14 protein-coding genes, 1 tRNA gene and 3 rRNA genes are annotated in these 14,070 nt (G+C 53.6%); 4 read left to right on the top strand and 14 right to left on the bottom strand.

Annotated elements, in window-relative coordinates; translation table 11 throughout:
- The 4 genes from LC417_RS15925 to rrf (LC417_RS15910) form a co-directional block, all read left to right on the top strand.
- Positions 1 to 99 (top strand): 23S ribosomal RNA (locus LC417_RS15925); the annotation flags it as partial.
- A gap of 211 nt (positions 100 to 310) precedes the next feature.
- Positions 311 to 426 (top strand): 5S ribosomal RNA (rrf, locus tag LC417_RS15920).
- Positions 427 to 440: 14 nt separating this feature from the next.
- Positions 441 to 516: transfer RNA gene (locus LC417_RS15915), tRNA-Thr, on the top strand.
- Between the two features lie 34 nt (positions 517 to 550).
- Positions 551 to 666, top strand: a 5S ribosomal RNA gene (gene rrf, locus LC417_RS15910).
- 193 nt (positions 667 to 859) lie between these two features.
- Here rrf (LC417_RS15910) and LC417_RS15905 read toward each other — a convergent pair.
- The 14 genes from LC417_RS15905 to msrP all read right to left on the bottom strand — a co-directional run bounded on the left by LC417_RS15905 (position 860) and on the right by msrP (position 14,006).
- Entirely contained in the window at positions 860 to 1,621 is a 762-nt protein-coding gene (locus tag LC417_RS15905) for an amino acid ABC transporter ATP-binding protein (protein ID WP_010699823.1), read from the bottom strand.
- Positions 1,622 to 1,629: 8 nt separating this feature from the next.
- Positions 1,630 to 2,730 (bottom strand): amino acid ABC transporter permease, encoded by a 1,101-nt coding sequence (locus LC417_RS15900; protein ID WP_223566130.1) that lies wholly within the window; start codon positions 2,728 to 2,730, stop codon positions 1,630 to 1,632.
- A gap of 15 nt (positions 2,731 to 2,745) precedes the next feature.
- Positions 2,746 to 3,924 (bottom strand): amino acid ABC transporter permease, encoded by a 1,179-nt coding sequence (locus LC417_RS15895; RefSeq protein ID WP_187491969.1) that lies wholly within the window; start codon positions 3,922 to 3,924, stop codon positions 2,746 to 2,748.
- 68 nt (positions 3,925 to 3,992) lie between these two features.
- The gene (locus tag LC417_RS15890; RefSeq protein WP_010255984.1) at positions 3,993 to 5,018 is read right to left on the bottom strand and encodes an amino acid ABC transporter substrate-binding protein; all 1,026 of its coding nucleotides are present in this window, start codon (positions 5,016 to 5,018) and stop codon (positions 3,993 to 3,995) included.
- A gap of 543 nt (positions 5,019 to 5,561) precedes the next feature.
- A complete protein-coding gene (gene fis, locus LC417_RS15885; protein WP_003855228.1) occupies positions 5,562 to 5,858 on the bottom strand; it encodes a DNA-binding transcriptional regulator Fis in 297 nt (98 codons plus the stop codon).
- Positions 5,859 to 5,881: 23 nt separating this feature from the next.
- A complete protein-coding gene (dusB, locus tag LC417_RS15880; RefSeq protein ID WP_008925814.1) occupies positions 5,882 to 6,847 on the bottom strand; it encodes a tRNA dihydrouridine synthase DusB in 966 nt (321 codons plus the stop codon).
- Positions 6,848 to 7,214: 367 nt separating this feature from the next.
- Positions 7,215 to 8,096, bottom strand: coding sequence for a 50S ribosomal protein L11 methyltransferase (prmA, locus tag LC417_RS15875; RefSeq protein WP_010699821.1), 882 nt, complete (start codon positions 8,094 to 8,096; stop codon positions 7,215 to 7,217).
- Between the two features lie 16 nt (positions 8,097 to 8,112).
- Positions 8,113 to 9,558, bottom strand: coding sequence for a sodium/pantothenate symporter (gene panF / locus LC417_RS15870; RefSeq protein ID WP_010256003.1), 1,446 nt, complete (start codon positions 9,556 to 9,558; stop codon positions 8,113 to 8,115).
- Complete coding sequence (locus tag LC417_RS15865; protein WP_010256005.1) at positions 9,548 to 9,790, bottom strand: YhdT family protein; 243 nt, start codon at positions 9,788 to 9,790, stop codon at positions 9,548 to 9,550. The genes panF and LC417_RS15865 overlap by 11 nt, the downstream gene beginning before the upstream one ends.
- A gap of 72 nt (positions 9,791 to 9,862) precedes the next feature.
- Positions 9,863 to 11,212 carry an acetyl-CoA carboxylase biotin carboxylase subunit gene (accC, locus tag LC417_RS15860; RefSeq protein WP_223566129.1) on the bottom strand — a complete coding sequence of 450 codons (1,350 nt, stop codon included), beginning with the start codon at positions 11,210 to 11,212 and terminating at the stop codon, positions 9,863 to 9,865.
- 11 nt (positions 11,213 to 11,223) lie between these two features.
- On the bottom strand, positions 11,224 to 11,685 hold the full coding sequence (gene accB, locus LC417_RS15855) for an acetyl-CoA carboxylase biotin carboxyl carrier protein (protein ID WP_010256009.1): 462 nt from the start codon (positions 11,683 to 11,685) through the stop codon (positions 11,224 to 11,226).
- 25 nt (positions 11,686 to 11,710) lie between these two features.
- Positions 11,711 to 12,163 carry a type II 3-dehydroquinate dehydratase gene (gene aroQ, locus LC417_RS15850; RefSeq protein WP_010256011.1) on the bottom strand — a complete coding sequence of 151 codons (453 nt, stop codon included), beginning with the start codon at positions 12,161 to 12,163 and terminating at the stop codon, positions 11,711 to 11,713.
- Positions 12,164 to 12,395: 232 nt separating this feature from the next.
- Positions 12,396 to 13,001 carry a protein-methionine-sulfoxide reductase heme-binding subunit MsrQ gene (msrQ, locus tag LC417_RS15845; RefSeq protein WP_010699820.1) on the bottom strand — a complete coding sequence of 202 codons (606 nt, stop codon included), beginning with the start codon at positions 12,999 to 13,001 and terminating at the stop codon, positions 12,396 to 12,398.
- Positions 13,002 to 14,006 (bottom strand): protein-methionine-sulfoxide reductase catalytic subunit MsrP, encoded by a 1,005-nt coding sequence (gene msrP / locus LC417_RS15840; RefSeq protein ID WP_010256016.1) that lies wholly within the window; start codon positions 14,004 to 14,006, stop codon positions 13,002 to 13,004. It lies immediately after the preceding gene.
- Positions 14,007 to 14,070 lie beyond the last annotated feature (64 nt).

The following is a 14,070-nucleotide window of genomic DNA, read 5'->3' as shown; positions in this document are numbered from 1 at the left end:
CTGAAGGGACGTTGAAGACTACGACGTTGATAGGCCGGGTGTGTAAGCGCAGCGATGCGTTGAGCTAACCGGTACTAATGACCCGTGAGGCTTAACCTTACAACGCCAGAGGCGTTTTTGAGAGACAGGTTTTCAGCTTGTTAACCGGATACAGTTGTGTCCTGCGGACTGAAGTCCGAAGGATTTTGCGCTGAGGCAAGGCGGCAACCGAGCGATACGAAGGAGCATACTGAAGTATGTGACGGAGTAGCGCGAGGGCGGCCAACGCAGCATCAGCACAAAAGACACAGGACAGAGCACAAAGAATTTGCCTGGCGGCTTTAGCGCGGTGGTCCCACCTGACCCCATGCCGAACTCAGAAGTGAAACGCCGTAGCGCCGATGGTAGTGTGGGGTCTCCCCATGCGAGAGTAGGGAACTGCCAGGCATCAAATTTAGTGTGCTGATATGGCTCAGTTGGTAGAGCGCACCCTTGGTAAGGGTGAGGTCCCCAGTTCGACTCTGGGTATCAGCACCAGTTAAGACACGAGTTCGGTAAATAAAAGAATTTGCCTGGCGGCTGTAGCGCGGTGGTCCCACCTGACCCCATGCCGAACTCAGAAGTGAAACGCCGTAGCGCCGATGGTAGTGTGGGGTCTCCCCATGCGAGAGTAGGGAACTGCCAGGCATCAAATAAGAGAGAGCCCTTTGCGTATGCGAAGGGCTTTTTTCGTTGTAGCAAACCGCAATAAAACTCCCTCTTCACAGCGTATCTGTCTGTTTATTCATAACAGCAACAGGTCAGTAAGCATATTAAAGCGGCTGTTCAGTCCATAAAAAACCCGGCACCAGGCCGGGTAGTGAGATAACTGAACGTCTGATCAGTGAATAACCTGCGATAGAAACGCCCGGGTACGCTCCGATTTTGGATTCGCAAAAAACTCCTGCGGTGGCGCGACTTCGACGATCTCTCCCCGATCCATAAAGATCACCCGGTCAGCCACCGTTCGGGCAAAGCCCATCTCATGGGTGACGCACAGCATAGTCATCCCATCCTCCGCCAGACCAATCATCGTATCCAGCACCTCTTTAACCATCTCAGGATCCAGCGCTGACGTGGGCTCATCAAACAGCATAATTTTGGGCTTCATACAGAGTGAGCGGGCGATGGCGACACGCTGCTGCTGTCCGCCAGAGAGCTGGCCCGGAAACTTATGTGCATGCTCGGCAATACGTACGCGTTGCAGATAGTGCATGGCCAGCTCATCAGCTTCCTTCTTTGGAATCTTTCTTACCCAGGAAGGTGCCAGCGTGCAGTTTTGCAGTACGGTCAGATGCGGAAAGAGATTGAAGTGCTGGAAGACCATACCGACTTCGGTGCGCACGCGCTCAATGTTACGAACGTCATCATTAAGATGGATACCGTCAACAACAATGCGGCCCTGCTGATGCTCTTCCAGATGGTTGATACAGCGGATCGTCGTCGATTTGCCGGAGCCGGAAGGTCCGCACAGTACGATGCGTTCACGGGGTTTAACCTGCAGGTTGATGTCTTTCAGTACATGGAATTGCCCGTACCATTTATTCACGTTCTCAAGCGAGATCATCAACGCGTCGGAAGAGTGTGTCATAGAGTCAGTCATGTAAAACCTCAGTGCGATGTACGCCCGGTGTGAAAGCGCTTTTCCAGATACTGGCTGTAGCGCGACATGCTAAAACAGAAGATCCAATAGACCAGTGCAGCAAAGACATAACCTTCGGTCGACATCCCCAGCCAGGTCGGATCGACCGTTGCCTGCTGGACGCTGCTGAACAGATCGAAAAGACCAATGATGATGACCAGGCTGGTATCTTTAAACAGTGCGATGATGGTATTGACCAGGCCGGGAATAGTGAGCTTCAGCGCCTGGGGCAGAATAACCAGCATCTGCGTCTTCCAGTAGCCCAGCGCCAGAGATTCGGCTGCTTCGTACTGACCTTTCGGCAGTGCCTGCAGGCCACCGCGAACCACCTCTGCCACATAGGCGGACTGGAACAGAATGACCCCGACCAGCGCGCGCACCAGCTTGTCGATGTTAGTGCCTTCAGACATAAACAGCGGCAGCATCACGGATGACATAAACAGCACGGTAATCAGCGGCACGCCGCGCCAGAACTCAATAAAGATAATCGACAGCGTGCGCACGACCGGCATGCGTGAGCGACGGCCCAGCGCCAGCAAAATACCCAGCGGCAGCGCACCGGCAATACCCACTGACGCAATAATCAGCGTCAACGTTAATCCGCCCCATTGACGTGTTTCGACACGTTCCAGCCCCAGATAGCCGCCATACAGCAGAAACCAGACAATCACCGGATAGATGACAGCCCAGGCAGCAATGTAGCGTCCACGATACGGCAGGCTCTTCAGGAACATCGGCACAATCGACAACAGGCCGATCACCAGCGCCAGGTTAATACGCCAGCGCAATTCATGCGGGTAAAGCCCATACATGAACTGGCCGAAACGAGCATGGATAAAGACCCAACAGGCACCCTCTTTGGTGCAATCGGCGCGCGTGGTGCCGATCCAGTTTGCCTGAAAGACCAGCCAGTTCAGCACGGGTGGAATGACGTGCCAGATAACCCAGATGCAAAACAGCGTCAGTAGCGTATTAAACCAGCTGGAAAACAGGTTTTTACGAGCCCAAAACCAGGCGCGACTGACCAGAGTCGTCGGGATGGGGGGCGTTTCATGCGTAGTCACAGACATAGTTATCCCGTTCTCTTAACGCTCAACCAGCGCAATTTTGCGGTTGTAGAAGTTCATAAGCATTGATATCAGCAGGCTGATAATCAGGTAAACGCCCATCGTGATAGCAATCGTCTCGATGGCCTGACCGGTCTGATTCAGTACCGATCCGGCAAACAGCGACACCATATCGGGATAACCGATAGCGGCGGCGAGTGAGGAGTTCTTCACGATGTTCAGATACTGGCTGGTCAGTGGCGGAATAATGACGCGCATGGCCTGCGGAATAATCACCTGGCGCAGCGTAACCGGATTAGGCAGCCCCAGCGATCGCGCCGCTTCATGCTGACCATAGGGGACCGACTGGATCCCGGAGCGGATCACTTCAGCAATAAACGACGAGGTATAAATCGACAGTGCCAGCGTCAGGGCTGCCAGCTCCGGTATCATCACCGAGCCGCCACGGAAATTGAAACCGCGCAGTTGTGGCACATCCCAGTGCGTGGCTGGGCCAAACCCAAGGTGCGCAAGCAAAGGAAAGAGAATCAGCATCGCAACGGCAGCGGGCCATGTGCGACGTAACTGACCGGTTTTCAGCTGATGTTTACGGTTAAAGCGGTACAGGCCATAGCTCACAGCCGCGGCCAGAAGCAGTGCGATCACAAACGGCCAGCTGCCTGCTGCATAGGTCGGCCACGGAACGTAGAGTCCGCGATTACTGACATATGCCAGGTCAAAAGCATTCAGCGCCTGACGTGGGCCCGGCAGATTGCGTAAGACTGCAAAGTACCAGAAGAAGATTTGCAGCAGGGGTGGGATATTACGGAAGGTTTCGATATAGATATTCGAGAGTTTCCGCAGCAGCCAGTTGTCAGAAAGGCGGGCAAGACCGACCGCGAATCCGAGAATCGAAGCGAAAACAATACAGAGTGTAGAGACCAGCAGCGTGTTGGTTAATCCGACCAGAAACACGCGCGCGTAGGTATCTCCCTCAGTGTACTCAATCAGATGCTGAACGATGCCGAAACCGGCAGTGCGCTCAAGAAATCCAAACCCCGATGTAATACCGCGATTGGCAAGGTTAATAATGGTGTTATGCACCAGATAACCCACCACACCAAGCACCGCGACGACGGCGATGAACTGATAAATCCAGGCGCGAACCGTGGGATTACCAAATGAAAAATCCCTTTTCACGGTTGGGCGTTGTGACATGTTGAAACCTCAGTAACGAAAGCTGGGGTAGGGCACCACAGAATAGGGTGCCCGATTAGTGAGGTCTGTTAACGTACCGGTGGTGCGTACTGGATACCGCCCTGGTTCCACAACGCATTCTGACCACGTGCAATCTTCAGTGCGCTGTCTTTACCGACGTTACGGTCAAAGCTTTCCTGATAGTTACCCACCTGCTTGACGATGTTGTAGGCCCACTTGTTATCCAGCTTCAGATCCTTACCAAAATCACCTTCGGCGCCCAGGAAGTGTGCCATGTCTGGTGTGGTTGGCTTGGCCGTCATCTGATCAACGTTCTTCGAGGAGATGCCCATCTCCTCCGCATTCAGCATGGCGTAGAGCGACCACTTCACGATGGTGAACCAGTCATCATCACCACGACGTACCAACGGCCCCAGCGGCTCTTTGGAGATCACTTCGGGCAGAACAATAAATTCGTCCGGTTTGCCCAGCTTAATGCGTAATGCGTAAAGCTGAGACTGGTCAGATGCCAGCGTATCGCAACGTCCGCTATCCAGCGCTTTAGCCGATTCATCAGAGCGGTCAAAGGTCACAGGCGTATATTGCATTTTGTTGGCTTTAAAGAAGTCCGCTACGTTCAGCTCGGTGTCGGTTCCCGCCTGAATACAGACAGTGGCACCATCCAGCTCTTTCGCACTTTTCAGGCCGGCCTTCTGGTGAGTCAGGAAGCCGATACCGTCGTAATAGTTCACGCCCGCAAACAGGAAGCCCATGCCGCCATCGCGCGATGAGGTCCAGGTGGTATTACGTGAAAGCACATCCACCTCGCCGGACTGCAGGGCGGTAAAACGCTCTTTCGCGGTCAGCGGGGTATATTTCACTTTGGTCGCATCACCAAACACAGCGGCAGCCGTCGCACGACACACATCCACATCGATACCGGTAAACTTGCCGCCAGCATCTGCATAGGAGAAGCCCGGCAAGCCGTCACTGATACCACATTGAACAAACCCTTTTTTCTTTATCGCATCCAGTGTGGTGCCTGCGTGTGCTTGCTGAGCAACGGCAACCAGCGAGGCAGCAGCGATCAGCGTAGAGAGCATCATCTTTTTCATAAAGCATCCTGTGTGGCGGGATCATGTTGTTATGTTTGCGCACTTTAGTGTGCGTTTTTCCTGTCTGTGGCGGTCAGCCATCCACGACTCTGCAAAGCTGATGCCAGGTTTGCAGGTTCCTGAATTCGTATGAAAGAACGGTTAATAATCGGAAGCACTTAGAAAGTTCCGCTAATATGGCGCACCAAAAGGAAGCAATGCGAGTCGACCCGATCACATTTAGTGCAAATAGTTTCACTATGTGGGAGCAGTGTGAGCATTCACTCAGGCAGAAATGTATGAAGAGATTGCGTTGCTTTTTAATGCGCAGAAAGTCACATACCCAGCAGTGGCGGGGATGTGAAGCGAGGTGAGGGTCAGGCAGGCACTAAGTCAAATCACAGCGGGCGAAAGCGAGAGGGTGAAATATCACGCCAGCGATTGCAACTACAGTTACCATATTACCGGAAACTGTTTCACTATCATTACCGTGGCTTTGTGCGTCGACGCACAAATAAAAACGCCAGCCCGAAGGCTGGCGTGATTTACAGACAGAACTAAAAATCAGTTCATGCCGTATTTTTTCAATTTCTTACGCAGCGTACCGCGGTTGATACCCATCATCAGGGCAGCACGGGTCTGATTGCCACGGGTATACTGCATCACCATGTCCAACAGAGGCTGCTCGACTTCAGCCAAAACCAGCTCATACAGGTCGCTCACATCCTGACCATTCAGTTGAGCAAAATAGTTCTTCAGTGCCTGTTTAACCGAATCACGCAAAGGTTTTTGAGTTACCTGATCCTGTGAGTTAACGGTTGAAACGGTCAGTACGTCAGAATTTACGCGTTGTTCGAACATAGTTCTTTCAGCTCTTTATTTCGTTACGCAAGATTTTCGAAGTATGCCTCCAACGCCTCCAGCTGTTCGCTGGCATCCTCAATGGCGTTGAATGTGCGCCGAAACTGGTCATTCGGGGCGTGCTCCTGCAGGTACCAGGAGACGTGCTTTCGCGCTATACGGTATCCCTTGCCTGAACCGTAAAAGTCGTGCAGCTCACGTATATGCGAAACAAGCAAGCGCTTGACCTCTGCCATCGGCAGCGGGGCAAGCAACTCCCCAGTGTCCAGATAATGCTGGATTTCCCGGAAGATCCACGGTCTTCCCTGAGCAGCACGTCCTATCATCAGAGCATCGGCCCCTGTATAGTCGAGCACCGCTCTGGCTTTATGCGGGTCAGTTATGTCTCCATTCGCGATAATCGGAATGGAGACACTCTGCTTAACTGTCCGAATGCTGTCATATTCAGCTTCTCCGTTGAACAGGCAGGCACGAGTGCGACCATGTATCGTCAGAGCCTGTATACCGCAGCGTTCAGCCAATTGGGCAATCGCGACACAGTTCCTGTTTTCAGGATCCCAGCCAGTACGAATTTTCAGCGTAACCGGCACATTCACTGCATTAACCACTGCGGAGAGAATTGACTCCACCACGGTGGGATATTGCAGCAAGGCTGAACCCGCCATTTTGCGGTTAACCTTCTTGGCAGGGCATCCCATATTAATGTCGATGACCTGTGCACCAGCCTCAACATTAATGCGTGCAGCTTGCGCCATTTCACTGGGATCGCAACCGGCAATTTGCACGGCGCGAATGCCTGGCTCATCGCTGTGAACCATACGTAATCGAGATTTGTCGCTTGCCCAGACTTCCGGGTTTGAAGACAACATCTCAGAAACTGCCATGCCTGCACCCATTTCGTGACACAGCGCCCTGAACGGCCTGTCGGTAATACCGGCCATCGGTGCTGCAATCAGTCGATTTCTCAGCTGGAGGTTTCCAATACGCATGAAGTCAGAATGGCCATACTGTGTCTGCAAGGCGGCGTATATTACGCATTTTTGCAGGAAGATGAAAGGCCAAACTTTGAACAATCAGCAAGAAAGATCAATGAAATCCGGGTCATGATCGATGCGCATATTTATTAAGCTTAAATATCAATGACTTAACAATTTATGCTGAAATTGTGAGCAAAAGTTTTTCCAGAAAAGTACGTCAATTCGCCAGATAAAAAACGTCACATGCCGTGATTAACGATACAAGCATCCATTTCAAATCGGGAAAGCCCGCAACTTACGCTACGGGCTGGCTGAATGTTCTGTTAAGGCACTTTGTTCCGGGCAGAGCGATATCAGAGGCGGCAGACAGGCGCCATATTCAGGATTTAATCCCGGTAATCCGGCACCACTCCTCTTTAACCGCAACCGGGTCGAGCGTGAACTCGCTGACATACGCTTCGCAGACGCTCTCTGCCTGGCTCTCTAACACGCCCGAGAGGCCCAGATGACCGCCAGACTTCGGCAGTACGCTGATCAGCGGGGCCAGTTCACGTAGCGGGCCGGCCAGGATATTGGCCACCACCACATCAGCCTGCAGATTTTCGGGTTGCTGGTGGGGCAGATAGAGCGACAGGCGATCAGAGACGCCGTTGCGCTCAGCATTATCCCGGCTGGCCTGAATAGCCTGCGGATCGATATCAATCCCGATCGCCTGAGCCGCACCCAGCTTCAGTGCGGCGATCGCCAGGATCCCCGAACCACAGCCGAAATCGATCACCGTTTTGCCCACCAGATCCAGCCCGTCAAGCCAGGTAAGGCAGAGTGAGGTGGTCGGATGCGTGCCGGTCCCAAACGCCAGGCCGGGATCGAGCATCACGTTGACGGCATCAGGATCCGGCACATCACGCCAGCTCGGACAGATCCAGAGCCGCTCACCGAAGCGCATCGGATGGAAGTTTTCCATCCATTCGCGCTCCCAGTCTTTATCTTCGATCTGCTCGATCCGGTGACGAAAACCGGCGCCCAGCAACGGATGCTGCGCCAGTTCGGCGGTAATCGCGGCCATATCAGTTTCTGCATCGAACAGGCCGATAACATCGGTATCGCCCCACAGGCGGGTTTCACCTGGCAGCGGCTCATACACCGGCGTGTCGTTGGTATCCTGAAAGGTCACTGAAACCGCACCGATGTCCATCAGCGCATCGCTCAGCGTTTCCGCGTGTTCACCTGAGCTATTAATTTTGATTTGAATCCACGGCATAACGTCTCTCTTTCCGTCAATGTTGCGGCGCGTCGACCGTTTGCGGCGCGCGTCCAAACAGGTTGCCCACTAAAAATGCCAGCAGGCTTAAAAGCAGTGAGGGCACAATGGGATGAAAACCCAGAATCTGCAGGTTCAGGCTCGCCAGAAAAGCGTAGCAGCCTCCACCCACCACCATGCCGGTGATGGCGCCTGCGGCATTAGCGCGTTCCCAGTAGAGACCCAGTACCAGCGGCCAGAGGAAAACCGCCTCAAGGCCGCCAAAGGCCAGCAGGTTGAGCCAGATAATCATATCGGGTGGATTCCAGGCCGCAATCAGCAGCAGGAGACCCAGTGCGAACGTAATGGTGCCAGATAACAGCCGCAGCCGCGTCTCATTTTCCATCTGCTGTGGGGCGACACGCAGATAGAGATCTTTGATCAGCGTAGCCGAAGCCTGTAACAGCTGGGCATTAATGGTCGACATAATGGCGGCCATGGGGGCTGCCAGAAACAGTCCGGCAGCTAACGGTGGCAGCACAGTGATCATCAGGGTGGGTATAACACTATCCGGCACGGTCAGATTCGGCAGTATCGCCCGGCCCAGCGCACCGGCCAGATGCATTCCCAGCATCAGGATCACCACCACAATGGTACCCAGAATAATGGCCCGATGGACTGCCTTGCTGTCTTTATAAGAGATGCAGCGCACCGCAGTATGCGGCAAGCCAATCACCCCAAAGCAGACCAGCACGACAAATGAACTGAGGAAGGTCGGCGTTATAATCTCACCCGGTCCCTGCGGCGACAGCAGAGCGGGATCAATGTCATGTAGTTTCTGCACGGCCGTGCTCAGGCCGCCAGCCTGATGAATCACCGCGAACAGCAGCAGAAATGTGCCAATCAGCATCACGATGCCCTGCATGGCGTCATTGAGAACGCTGGCACGGAACCCGCCAAAAGCGGTGTAGAGCGCAATAGTGCCGCCAAAAATCAGCAGACCCGTGTCATACGGGATGCCTGCGGCGGTTTCGAGCAGCCGCGCGCCGCCAATAAACTGCACCGTCATGGCACCGATAAAGGCAACCAGCAGGCTCAGACTCGCCAGCCAGATCAGCAGCGGGCTCTGATAGCGGGCGTAGAGCATGTCATTCAGCGTCACCGCATTATGCTTACGCGCCAGGATGGCAAACTTTTTCCCCAGCACACCCAGCGAGAGCCAGACGGCGGGCACCTGCACCATCGCCAGCAATACCCATCCCAGCCCATATTTGTAGGCGGCACCGGGACCACCAATAAACGAGCTGGCGCTGATATAGGTGGTGGTGAGCGTCATCGCCAGCACAAATCCGCCCATAGAGCGGCTGCCAAGGAAATATTCAGTGAGGAAGCTACCCTCGCGCCTTTTGCGCACGGCAAACACCGACAGCGCGGCAATCAACACCAGATAAATCAGTAACGGCAGGATAATTTCACTGTTCATTTGTGTCCTCCAGCGGCATGTCGCGGAAAATTAACCGCACCATCATCCAGCACAGGAATATGAACAACAGGGGAGCAAACAGGCAGGAGAGTTCAAACCAGCGCGGCAGGCCGGTGATACCAATTTCACTGCCACCCAGCCAGGCAGAAAGCCCCCAGGCAGCGAGCCAGAGCAGGGTGAGGTAGAGCGACCAGCGCGCCTCTTTATGTGCCTGTATAAAACGAGCATCCATGATTCAACCTTAACGCCAGCGGCAAAAGAAAAAGGCCGGATTAACCGGCCTCTGACTGACTCAGCGTTGCGTTTACTTCTCGTGCAAGCCGAGTTTTTTCTCCAGATAGTGGATATTGGTTCCACCGTGCTGGAAGTTTTCGTCGGACATGATTTTCATCTGCAGTTCAACGTTGGTTTTGATACCGTCGATGATCAGTTCCGCCAGCGCATTCTTCATGCGGGCGATAGCCACGTCGCGCGTTTCGCCATAGGTGATCAGCTTACCGATCATGGAGTCGTAATACGGCGGTACGGTGTAGCCTGAGTAAATATGCGACTCCCAGCGCACGCCAAAACCGCCTGGCGCATGGAAGCGGGTGATTTTACCCGGACTTGGCAGGAAGGTGACCGGATCTTCAGCGTTAATACGGCACTCGACCGCATGTCCGCGAATAACCACTTCGTCCTGTTTGATCGACAGTGGCTGACCCGCAGCAATGCGCAGCTGCTCTTTGATCAGATCCACACCAGTGATCATCTCGGTCACCGGATGTTCCACCTGAATACGGGTGTTCATCTCAATGAAGTAGAACTCACCGTTTTCGTACAGAAACTCGAAGGTACCTGCGCCACGATAGCCAATCTCAATACAGGCTTTGGCACAACGATTGCCGATAAAGCTGCGCTGTTCTTCAGTAATACCTGGGCCTGGCGCTTCTTCAACCACTTTCTGGTGACGACGCTGCATAGAGCAGTCACGTTCGCCCAGATAGATCGCGTTGCCCTGGCCGTCAGCCAGAACCTGAATCTCGATGTGGCGCGGATTCTCCAGATACTTCTCCATGTAAACCATGTCGTTGCTGAAAGCCGCTTTGGCTTCCCCTTTCGTCATGTTGATGGATTGTTCCAGATCTTTGTCGCTGCGCACAACGCGCATACCACGACCGCCGCCGCCGCCAGAGGCTTTGATGATGACCGGATAACCGATGCGCTTCGCAAAGGCACGGTTTTTTTCCATATCATCGGTCAGCGAACCGTCAGAACCGGGTACGGTTGGGACGCCTGCTTTCTTCATCGCATTAATCGCAGAGACTTTGTCGCCCATCAGGCGAATGGTGTCTGCTTTCGGACCGATAAAGATAAAGCCGGAGCGCTCAACCTGCTCAGCAAAATCGGCATTCTCAGAGAGGAAGCCGTAGCCAGGGTGAATCGCCACCGCGCCGGTGATCTCTGCAGCAGAGATCAGCGCCGGGATGTTGAGGTAACTTTTAACTGACTGCGCCGGGCCGATGCAGACGGTTTCGTCTGCCAGCAGCACGTGCTTCAGGTCACGATCCGCGCTTGAGTGTACCGCAACAGTCTTGATGCCCAGTTCTTTACAGGCACGCAGAATGCGCAGCGCAATCTCACCACGGTTAGCAATAACAATTTTATCCAGCATGATCTGCCCCGTTACTCGATGATAACCAGTGGCTCGTCAAATTCGACCGGCTGACCGCTTTCAACCAGGATAGCTTTCACTACACCTGATTTGTCAGCTTCGATCTGGTTCATCATTTTCATGGCTTCGACGATGCACAAGGTATCGCCGGCATTCACTTTCTGGCCGACTTCCACAAAGGCTTTCGCATCCGGGCTCGGCGTACGGTAGAAGGTCCCTACCATTGGTGAACGCACGATGTGACCGCTGATTTCAGCCGGTGCCGCTTCGGCAACCGCTGCAACAGGAGCAACAGCTGTTGCCAGAGCAGGCTGTTGAACCGGCGCAGCGTAAGTCTGCTGCATCATCGGGTAACCCACGTTTGCAGGTGCACGGCTGATGCGAACGGACTCTTCACCTTCAGAAATTTCCAGCTCTGAAATGCCAGACTCTTCAACCAGTTCGATCAGTTTTTTAATTTTACGAATATCCATGAGTGGGGTTCCGTACTCAGTTTGATTAATTAGTTTGAGACAGGCGTTTTACTGCCGTTTGTAAAGCCCATGTGTAGCCGTCAGCGCCAAGCCCACAGATCACGCCAGCAGAGACATCAGAAAGATAGGAGTGATGGCGGAAGGGCTCGCGGGCATGCACGTTGGAGAGATGAACCTCGATAAACGGTATTTCTACCGCCAGCAGGGCATCACGTAGTGCGACACTGGTATGGGTAAACGCGGCAGGATTAATAATGATGTAATCCACATTGCCTTTGGCCTCATGAATGCGATCAATCAGCTGAAATTCAGCATTGGTTTGCAGGTGGCTCAATTCCACATTCAACTGGTCTGCCTGACGTGTCAAATCGTCAACGATCTGACGCAGCGTGGTATGACCATACTTCTCAGGTTCACGCGTTCCCAACAGGTTCAGGTTGGGCCCGTTTAAAAGCAGAATATGTAATTTATGCGCCATCGTGCTGCCATCTCCCGCAATCATTGAGGCATCGCGTAAAATACCTTGCGAATCTTCATTTGTCACCTTTGAGAATGAAAAAGAAGACCCGACGAGCAATAAAGCCGGGCATTATATCCGTTTCGTGTCATTTCGCAGCAAAATACTGGTCTTATCTGCGAAGATGATCGGATGTGGCCTGCGGGCCACATCTTTTATCAGAAAAGTGCAGAGGAAAACAACGGGTGAAGCGCTAGCGAGGCCACCATTTGAGAAATTTTTTGTAACGCCAGGCTAACAGTATTGCAGCAAGTAGTGCGTAGATAAGTGGCTGGGGTGACACGGTTTTCACTGACCAGATATAGTGAATCGGCACCAGAATGGCCACCAGATAGACCGCGTTGTGCAGGGTTTGCCAGCGCTTACCGAGCTTGCGCTGAGCGCGCTGAAACGACGTCAGCGCCAGGGCCAGTAATATCAGCCAGCTGATAATCCCCAGTGTCAGATAGGGACGGGAAATCAGCTCGCTGCCCAGCAGACGCAGATTGTCAGCGCCCAGCTCCAGCAGGTAATAACTCAGCAGATGGAGAGAAGCCCAGACAAACGTCCAGACGCCAAGCAGACGCCGGGTGCGGATTAACAGCGGTTGCCTGCCATAACGTGCCAGCGGTGAGACCAGCAGCGTACCCAGCAGCAGTTTCAGCGCCATGCGGCCGGTAAAATGCTGAATATCTTTTGCCGGATCCGCACTCAGGCCGCCCTGCATCGCGGCAAGAACCAGATAAACCAGCGGCAACAGGGCCGCCAGATGCAGAATCACCTTAAGCCAGGTGATCTGTTTTATCGACAGGCGTACCACCTAGTAATTCTCCCGTAAATCCAGGCCACGATAGAGCGACGCAACCTGTTCGGCATAGCCGTTAAACAGCAGCGTTGGCTGACGTTCGACCTTCAGACTGCCGCCCGGGCCAATAAATCGCTCAGTGGCCTGCGACCAGCGTGGATGATTAACATGCGGATTCACATTTGCATAAAAACCATATTCATCTGCGGCGATCTGGTTCCAGGTCGTTGGTGGCTGATTTGCGGTCAGGGTGATTTTGACAATCGACTTAATGCCCTTAAAACCATATTTCCACGGCACCGTCAGGCGAATCGGCGCGCCATTCTGCGGCGGCAGCGCTTTGCCATAGACGCCGGTGGTCAGAATGGTCAGCGGATGCATGGCTTCATCCAGACGTAAACCTTCGACATAGGGATAATTGAGTCCGCCGCCAATAAAGCGATCTTTCTGACCTGGCATCTGCTCAGGATCGTACAGCGTCTGGAAGGCGACAAAACGCGCTTTGCTGGTGGGTTCCGCCAGAGAGATAAGCTTATTCAGCTCAAAGCCTATCCAGGGCACCACCATCGACCAGGCCTCCACGCAGCGCATGCGATAGATTCGCTGCTCCATGGCAAACCGTTTAAAGATGTCATCCATATCCAGGGTCACGGGCTTAGCCACTTCGCCATCAATGGTCAGTTTCCAGGGCTCTGTTTTCAGCGTACCGGCATTGGCGGCCGGATCGGCCTTATCCAGCCCGAACTCATAGAAGTTGTTATAGCCGGAAACTTTATCCGCAGGCGTTAAGGTCAGATCGGCCTGATATTGCGCTGGTTTGGTAAAGTCCAGCGGCCGGCCTGCTGGCGCGGGTGGGCGATCGTTGCCTTTGAACCAGCTGAGAATATCGGCTTGCGCCACGCCCGGCATACCCATCGCCGCTGCGCTCAGTCCCAGCGTTTTCAGCACCTGGCGGCGCTTCATGTTAAAAATGCTTTCCGGCGTTACGTCGGCTTCGGTCAGACGGGGTGTGCGTTTCATGGTGCCTTCTCCAGACAGGATGTCATTAACCAGCATGATGACTATTACTGATATCAGCCAGTTT

The sequence above is a fragment of the Pantoea sp. OVA07A genome, from assembly GCF_019969975.1.
GTDB classification, from domain to species: Bacteria; Pseudomonadota; Gammaproteobacteria; order Enterobacterales; family Enterobacteriaceae; genus Pantoea; species Pantoea agglomerans.
This window is presented reverse-complemented; position numbering and strand designations above follow the sequence as displayed.

Bases quoted from the DNA above. Each gene is read 5' to 3' on its own strand.
- accC (WP_223566129.1), bottom strand. From the start codon at position 11,212: ATGCTGGATAAAATTGTTATTGCTAACCGTGGTGAGATTGCGCTGCGC.
- LC417_RS15900 (WP_223566130.1), bottom strand. From the start codon at position 2,730: ATGTCTGTGACTACGCATGAAACGCCCCCCATCCCGACGACTCTGGTC.
- LC417_RS15895 (WP_187491969.1), bottom strand. From the start codon at position 3,924: ATGTCACAACGCCCAACCGTGAAAAGGGATTTTTCATTTGGTAATCCC.
- msrP (WP_010256016.1), bottom strand. From the start codon at position 14,006: ATGAAACGCACACCCCGTCTGACCGAAGCCGACGTAACGCCGGAAAGC.
- panF (WP_010256003.1), bottom strand. From the start codon at position 9,558: ATGAACAGTGAAATTATCCTGCCGTTACTGATTTATCTGGTGTTGATT.
- prmA (WP_010699821.1), bottom strand. From the start codon at position 8,096: ATGCCGTGGATTCAAATCAAAATTAATAGCTCAGGTGAACACGCGGAA.
- aroQ (WP_010256011.1), bottom strand. From the start codon at position 12,163: ATGGCGCATAAATTACATATTCTGCTTTTAAACGGGCCCAACCTGAAC.
- LC417_RS15905 (WP_010699823.1), bottom strand. From the start codon at position 1,621: ATGACTGACTCTATGACACACTCTTCCGACGCGTTGATGATCTCGCTT.
- fis (WP_003855228.1), bottom strand. From the start codon at position 5,858: ATGTTCGAACAACGCGTAAATTCTGACGTACTGACCGTTTCAACCGTT.
- accB (WP_010256009.1), bottom strand. From the start codon at position 11,685: ATGGATATTCGTAAAATTAAAAAACTGATCGAACTGGTTGAAGAGTCT.
- LC417_RS15890 (WP_010255984.1), bottom strand. From the start codon at position 5,018: ATGAAAAAGATGATGCTCTCTACGCTGATCGCTGCTGCCTCGCTGGTT.
- dusB (WP_008925814.1), bottom strand. From the start codon at position 6,847: ATGCGTATTGGAAACCTCCAGCTGAGAAATCGACTGATTGCAGCACCG.
- LC417_RS15865 (WP_010256005.1), bottom strand. From the start codon at position 9,790: ATGGATGCTCGTTTTATACAGGCACATAAAGAGGCGCGCTGGTCGCTC.